This is a genomic window from Parendozoicomonas verongulae, assembly GCF_009711465.1.
GTDB classification, from domain to species: domain Bacteria; phylum Pseudomonadota; class Gammaproteobacteria; order Pseudomonadales; family Endozoicomonadaceae; genus Sansalvadorimonas; species Sansalvadorimonas verongulae.
On record NZ_SMME01000714.1, the window covers coordinates 1 to 6,621 of the forward strand.

The following is a 6,621-nucleotide window of genomic DNA, read 5'->3' on the forward strand; positions in this document are numbered from 1 at the left end:
ATTTCGGCCTGAAAGTCACACATCGGGTTATACAGATACTTATTTACCACCCAACAGCCAACGCTCTACCAACCAGAGGCGATCCTGCCCCCAACAACTCTGTCCACACCCATAGGAAAAACTGGGCACGCCCCACAAGCCCAAATCATAAAGCTCTCGTCGATGCTGTTCGGCCCATTGCCGCCAACCTTCTTTCTTGAGAGATAAACGCGCCGATTCCCAATCCAGCCCGGCCTGAGCAACAATACGCTTCAAGCCTCCTTCTGTATCAGAATGCACGCCTGCTGCATTCACCGCCCTGGCACAGGCCAACAGCAACTCCACTCCTTTGCCGAAACTTTGGGCATAATCAAACAAGGCATAACAGTTTTCTACCCCTGCACCCAGAGGATCAGCCACGCGTCCATAAGGAACACCCAGCTTTCTCGCCTCCCGGCAGGTATCGTGAAAAATATACATTTTCTTTTGCCGGGGAACCGGCACACCGCGCATCATCATAGGCAACACCGGGCGTATATCCAGTGGAATATGATAATGGCGACTCATGACAACCACTCGTTCAAGGGCAAGGTAGGAATAAGGGCTACGCATGGAGAAATAAAATTTAAGTGGACGGGACGGATCAACCACATCACCGGGCTGCCCAAGAAACGTCTTCTGACAGGTACGATTAAAGACAACGTCTTCTTGTGTATTTTTCTGGCACGCTATAGCCAACAACCGTCGTTCAAGATGGTCCAGACGATCCAGCCCCCAGAACCACTCCCCCTCAAACCAGAACATTGCACTAAGATAGTGCCCAAGCTGCCTGCGACGCACCTCACCCTCCTCAAGAGAAGAGAAAAAGTGAGGCATGTTATCAGACGATGGCGATTCCAGCCCATACAGCCTGGCCAGAGACAAGGCATCATGTGAAGCATTGCGCTGCCACAACCCGGCTTCCGGAAACATCTCATCAGCTCGACTGCTGACTTCCCAGACTTTCAGTTTAATATCAAAACGCCGCTGTAATTCAGGCAGCACCTGGGCCACCAGCTGACTATAAGGATCAGTGCGGTCAAGAAATACTTCTACGACAGGTGTCACCCTACAAATCTGTCGGGGTAACCCATTCAAAGTATGGAGAGCGTGGTAAACGCGCTCAGAAGAGAGCAGTGCTGCCCCATAAGGCTGGATATATTTTCGAAGCAGTGAAGCAATGTACGACATAATAACCGCCTGTCGTATTTTTGCCCACATTACCATCAAAACAGCAGAAATACCCATGGCCATAGTGATAGAAGATCACTGTTACCACCATCAGCATAAACGACCAATTCGCTCCCAAAGGTAACACACCCCTTTACATTTCCCTGCATATTGCGACAAGTTCGCAACACTTTTGTCACACTCCGGTCATACCTCTTAAGGATACTCACCTACCCAGCACACCGGTCACAGAGACGACAACCGCAACAGGATACGTGTAAGACGCCAAAAAACTGGCACGCCAAGTGCTTTATTTAATTGCTGTCTTTTCGTGATTTTATTGCCTCTCGTCAACAAAAACAGCGGTTAAAGGGAATAGGCTACACCCGTCTTTGAGATGTTCCAGTGAAAGTACCTGGAAACAATGGCAGGCACAGCTTCGGTGAAGGAGAACCGCTTTCGGAGCAGTTATGAGTAAGCCAAAAATCAGCCACATGATCGCCTACCTCCAGCGTATTGGAGTGAAACTACCAAGCCTTGACCCTGTTCGCGTGGAGGCCGAGTACTTTCGAAAAATCTACAAGGTACAGCCGCGAGATAAAGTACTCGCTAAAGGTCAGCCGATAAAGCGGGCCAAAGCAGCAGGAAAGCGTCACGGAGTGCAAACACCGCAAGCCAGCCCCTGACGCCCAGACTTAAAAAAGGCCGCCAGTCCCCTCCAGAGGAAGGCAGCGGTCTTTTCATTTCATGCCCGAATTTTGACCCATCCACTCTGAATCTTCTCTACACCTCTCCCCTCCTCCGCAAACCTGACTGCCAGGTACAGATGTCATCAAAAGACTATTTAGCAGGCTATGGGGCAGCCGAAGGCCTTACTTACCCGGGATCTCTCTCGTACACAAGGAAGTAAACCATGAAGTACTTAGCTCTTGCCCTTCTCACCAGTTCAAGTGTGGCTTTAGCCAACAACAGCCAATGCATTTCGCTGTTTGAAAGCAATGCCCATGCGGATGCGTTGATCCAATGCCGCACTGCTGCCGAAGATGGCAGCCCTGAGGCTGCGTGGTTGATGGGACAGATGAATAGTCAGGGGCTGGGAACCAGAAAAAACGAGAGCAAAGCACTGGACTGGTTCCGTCAGGCAGCCAACGATGGTCATGCTGACTCCCAGTACAACCTGGCAGTTATGCTGGACATGGGTCAGGGAATCCCGGAAGACAACCCTAAGGCCGTAAAGTGGTACTTGAAGGCGGCACAGCAAGATCACATTCACGCCCAGCACAACCTCGCTCTGATGTATGCTCACGGTGAAGGCGTTGAGCAGGATTACCAAACTGCACTCAAGTGGACTCGCGCTGCCGCGGATAATGGTCTGGCAGAATCCCAATACCTGATGGGACAAATGTACCGCTCCGGAGGCGACCTTGTGGAAACCAGCCCGGAAGAAGCTCTGAACTGGTTCACCAAAGCGGGTGAGCAGGGACACATCAAATCCCAACTGATTCTGGGTTTGTCCTATGCGAAAGGGCTCGGTACAGAGATAAACCCTAATATGGCGATGGACTGGTCGCGTCAGGCCGCGTTTCAGGGCAACCCACAGGCACAGTTCCTGTTAGGTGTTCTTCACGCCCGTTACAGTGAAGACAATCAAGACTTACAGCAGGCTGCAGCCTGGCTGACAGTGGCTCTGTCCGGTGGATTCTCTGCCGCTATCGAGCCCCTGCAAAAGGTCACTGACCAGCTTTCCAAAGAAGAATTCCGCGAAGCCCAGGACAGCGCCAAGGCCATTATCGAAACGATTCAGCGCCAGAGTCGCAGTGTAGGCGTGTAAGCTGACCTCCCGATCATCAGAACACCAAAGGGCGCAATAACAGCGCCCTTTGACTTCCCCCTTTATTCCACCTGTCATAAAACTGACATCTTTATGCAAGATGAGCGCAACAATTCCTCCCTAAGCTCATTGGTGTTCTATACGACGCCGTCAGGATGAAAGACAATGATAAAAACCAAATCACACCGTGAATACCACGAGCAACTCGAAGCACTTGACGATACCCCGGACAATATCTCCGGCAACGAAAACCTGAATGAGCTGGTTCAAGAAGGTCGCCGCAATTTTATGAAAGGTGGCCTCGGCCTTGCCATAACCGGCTTTATTGGTGGATCACTGCTCAGCACCACAGGTTGCAGCAACACACCCCGTAAATCCGCTGCAGCACCGGCTATCAGCTTCAAACCCATACCAGTAGAAACGGGCATAGACTTTGATTCTATCACTGTCCCGGAGGGCTACACCGCACAGGCCTTCTTCTCATGGGGCGATCCGGTGGAAAACGGCTCACCCGCCTGGAAGGCCGATGGTTCCAACAGCTGGCAGGATCAGATGAAACAGGCAGGCCAGAACCACGATGGCATGTGGTTCTTCCCCTTCGATAACAATCCTAATAGCCACGGCCTGTTGGTGATCAACCACGAATATATAAACCAGACTCTGCACCCCAGCGGCATCACTGAAATTACCGATGGCAGCGGCAAGCTGGTGCGGGATCGCAACGAAGTACGCAAGGAAATGGCGGCCCACGGTGTCAGCATTATCGAAGTGAAGAAGGACACCTCCGGCAACTGGGTGCGCGTCGCTGATTCCAGATTCAACCGCCGCATCACAGGTATGACACCTATGGAGCTCACCGGCATTGCCGCCGGTACCGATGCACTGAAGACTGCAGATGATCCATCCGGTACAACCGTTCTTGGCACACTGAACAACTGCGCAATGGGGGTAACGCCATGGGGCACTTATCTCACATGCGAAGAAAACTGGAAAAACTACTTCGTCAACCGTAACAAAGAAGACTACGAACAGCGTATGGAGCATAACCGTTATGGTCTGGCCCAGGGCGAAAACGCCAAGTACCTCAGCTGGGATACAGCTGAACCTCGCTTTAATGCCACACTGGACGACTCCATGGCCCATGGCGGCTACGTGAACGAACCCAACCGTTTTGGCTGGGTTGTGGAGATTGACCCGTTTGACCCGACCAGCATGCCCAAAAAACGCACATCCATGGGCCGACTTGTGCGGGAATGCGCTTCATTATCGTTAGGCGACGACAATCGTCTGGCCTACTACTTTGGCGATGACACCCGCGGTGAATACGTTTACAAATTTGTCGCCGATAAACCGTACCGGCCCAACGACAAAGCGGCTAATAGCGAGCTTCTGGATCATGGCACACTCTACGCTGCCGCTTTCCATGAAGATGGTAAAGGTGAGTGGCTGCCTCTTATTTTCGGCCAGGGTGGATTAACCCGTCGTAACGGTTTCAGAAGTCAGGCGGATGTGTTGATTAATGCACGTCGGGCGGCAGATATTGCTGGCGCAACCACTATGGACCGCCCAGAGTGGGTAGCCGTTCACCCTCAAACCCGAGAGGTTTTCGTTACACTCACGAACAACAAACATCGTGGCAAGAAAGAAGACCAACCCACCAACGCGGCCAACCCTCGGGTTGATAATCGCCATGGGCAAATTATCCGATTCAATGAACAGGGTGCAGACCCGACAGCCACCACCTTCGACTGGGAGATGTTCCTGCTGGCCGGTGACCGCCCCGGTGCAACTCTGGCGGATGGCAGCATAGTGAAGGACAACCACATCGGCACAATCAAAGGAGACATTTTTTCCTCGCCCGACGGCCTGTGGTTCGACTTTGACGGCCGCCTCTGGATTCAGACGGACTATGGCGATAATGAAGACCGGAACGTGAACATGGGCACGAACCAGATGCTTTGTTGTGACACAGTTACGGAAGAAGTGAAGCGTTTTCTGGTTGGCCCGCGGGGTTGCGAGATTACGGGTGTGACCACCACCCCCGATGGTCGCAGCATGTGGGTCAATGTTCAGCATCCCGCCCTGAGCTACCCGGCCAGCGATGGCAAAACCCGCCCTCGCTCTACAACTGTTCTGATCACCAAAAACGACGGTGGTGTCATTGGTACCTGATCAGCCTCTCGAAAAACCCTTGATGTCACACTGACATCAAGGTTACCGCCTCAACAAAAGATTACCCTCAACCGGAATATATCGCGTCGCGACATGAATCAATGACGCTGCCGTCAGCGCCTGTACGCCATAAACATCCACCGAAACCCCATACTTTGATTTCAGCTTTTCTACCAGCAAACCAAAGTCCCCATCTCCGGAAGCCAGTACCACAGCATCGGATTCATCGGCATACTCCACGGCATCAAGGGTTATTCCTACATCCCAATCTCCCTTTGCAGAGCCATCGGCACGCTGAATGTAAGGCTTCAATTTCACCTCAAAGCCAATGGCACGCAAAATATTCTGGAACTGGCGCTGCTTCTCGTCGCCGCGATCAACAGCATAAGCAACGGCCTTGACCACAGAGCGCCCGGCTGTTGCCTGGGCCCAGAATGCATTGAAATCAAAATTGCACTTATAGATTTGGCGCGTGGTGTAATAGATATTCTGAACATCCACCAGAATGGTGACTCGTTCCTTGTCGCAGGAATGACTGGGCATCACTCAAAATCTCCACATACGAAAGCCTACATGATGATTAAGACTACCACGATATTGCCCTGCCTCTTCACAGAAGAGCACTCCAGACAGCTCTGTTTGTGATCCTGACTAATTCTGAACCTTTGTTCTATCACCATAATCCATACAAGCACACTGTTTTTAATGACACTCCCAGAAACTGCTATAGAGGGTTGATTCAGAGTATGTACCCACCACGACACTATAAAGGAGGTAGCCATTACCGTCAGACACCTCATCTTTACGGACAAAAAGATTCAGGTGGACATACCTCTCCCCCCTCCAGGGCACACGTTTCTTCAGCCTCACGAAGTGCTGGCAACTCTGGACAACGTCAACTTTCACAACGTCAAGCCCAGTACTGTCAGGTTCCCTCTTATATACCGCAGGATCAAGACCTAAATGAGGGCTTCCGTCTTCTAAAAACCAATCCGCAAAGAGCATTAGAGAAAGCAGAAACGCTATTAGAAAAGTACATGGGAAACTCGCAACACTACGGTCGTGCCGTGCAATTAAAAGCCAGATGCTTGTTTGTTCTCAACAATTTTGATGAATGCATTAAATACGTCAACTCCCTTTCAAAAGGCTTACAAAATAGCAAAGGAGTCATGATGGCCAAAGGGAGAGCTTTGCAGGCTACAGGCTGTCTAACCGAAGCTTTACCACTCTTCCAGCAACTTCATACACACTACTCAATCTCTCCAAATGATAAAAAAACCAATGGGCTGGCTCTGGGCAGACATCTCCAGCTCATTGGGGGCACAGACAACATGAGAGCCGCCCTGAAGATCTTCACCCAGTTGCGCACTGTGATTGCCGGGGGAGTAGAGGACACCCCTTGTGATGACAAGGATATCGAGATAACACTG

The 6,621-nt window shown here is 51.3% G+C and carries 6 protein-coding genes; 4 read left to right on the top strand and 2 right to left on the bottom strand.

Annotated features, from left to right (window positions below; genetic code table 11):
• Positions 1-39: 39 nt before the first annotated feature.
• Positions 40-1,209, bottom strand: coding sequence for a DsbA family protein (locus E1189_RS03625; protein ID WP_196221162.1), 1,170 nt, complete (start codon positions 1,207-1,209; stop codon positions 40-42).
• Positions 1,210-1,658: 449 nt separating this feature from the next.
• On the opposite strand from E1189_RS03625, the gene E1189_RS03630 reads away from it, so the two are divergent.
• The 3 genes from E1189_RS03630 to E1189_RS03640 all read left to right on the top strand — a co-directional run bounded on the left by E1189_RS03630 (position 1,659) and on the right by E1189_RS03640 (position 5,191).
• Positions 1,659-1,874: a hypothetical protein gene (locus tag E1189_RS03630; protein WP_155158710.1), complete on the top strand. Its 216-nt coding sequence runs from the start codon at positions 1,659-1,661 to the stop codon at positions 1,872-1,874.
• 227 nt (positions 1,875-2,101) lie between these two features.
• Positions 2,102-3,019, top strand: a complete 918-nt coding sequence (locus E1189_RS03635; protein WP_155158711.1) for a tetratricopeptide repeat protein — start codon at positions 2,102-2,104, stop codon at positions 3,017-3,019.
• A gap of 165 nt (positions 3,020-3,184) precedes the next feature.
• Entirely contained in the window at positions 3,185-5,191 is a 2,007-nt protein-coding gene (locus E1189_RS03640; RefSeq protein WP_155158712.1) for a PhoX family protein, read from the top strand.
• Positions 5,192-5,233: 42 nt separating this feature from the next.
• Here the strand turns inward: E1189_RS03640 and E1189_RS03645 are convergent, their stop codons facing one another.
• Positions 5,234-5,734, bottom strand: a complete 501-nt coding sequence (locus E1189_RS03645) for a LabA-like NYN domain-containing protein (RefSeq protein WP_155158713.1) — start codon at positions 5,732-5,734, stop codon at positions 5,234-5,236.
• 629 nt (positions 5,735-6,363) lie between these two features.
• Between E1189_RS03645 and E1189_RS03650 the strand changes: the two genes are divergently transcribed.
• Positions 6,364-6,621 (top strand): hypothetical protein (locus E1189_RS03650; protein ID WP_155158714.1); only part of this gene is annotated, 258 nt, incomplete at its 3' end.

Bases quoted from the DNA above. Each gene is read 5' to 3' on its own strand.
- E1189_RS03625 (WP_196221162.1), bottom strand. From the start codon at position 1,209: ATGTCGTACATTGCTTCACTGCTTCGAAAATATATCCAGCCTTATGGG.
- E1189_RS03630 (WP_155158710.1), top strand. From the start codon at position 1,659: ATGAGTAAGCCAAAAATCAGCCACATGATCGCCTACCTCCAGCGTATT.
- E1189_RS03635 (WP_155158711.1), top strand. From the start codon at position 2,102: ATGAAGTACTTAGCTCTTGCCCTTCTCACCAGTTCAAGTGTGGCTTTA.
- E1189_RS03640 (WP_155158712.1), top strand. From the start codon at position 3,185: ATGATAAAAACCAAATCACACCGTGAATACCACGAGCAACTCGAAGCA.
- E1189_RS03645 (WP_155158713.1), bottom strand. From the start codon at position 5,734: ATGCCCAGTCATTCCTGCGACAAGGAACGAGTCACCATTCTGGTGGAT.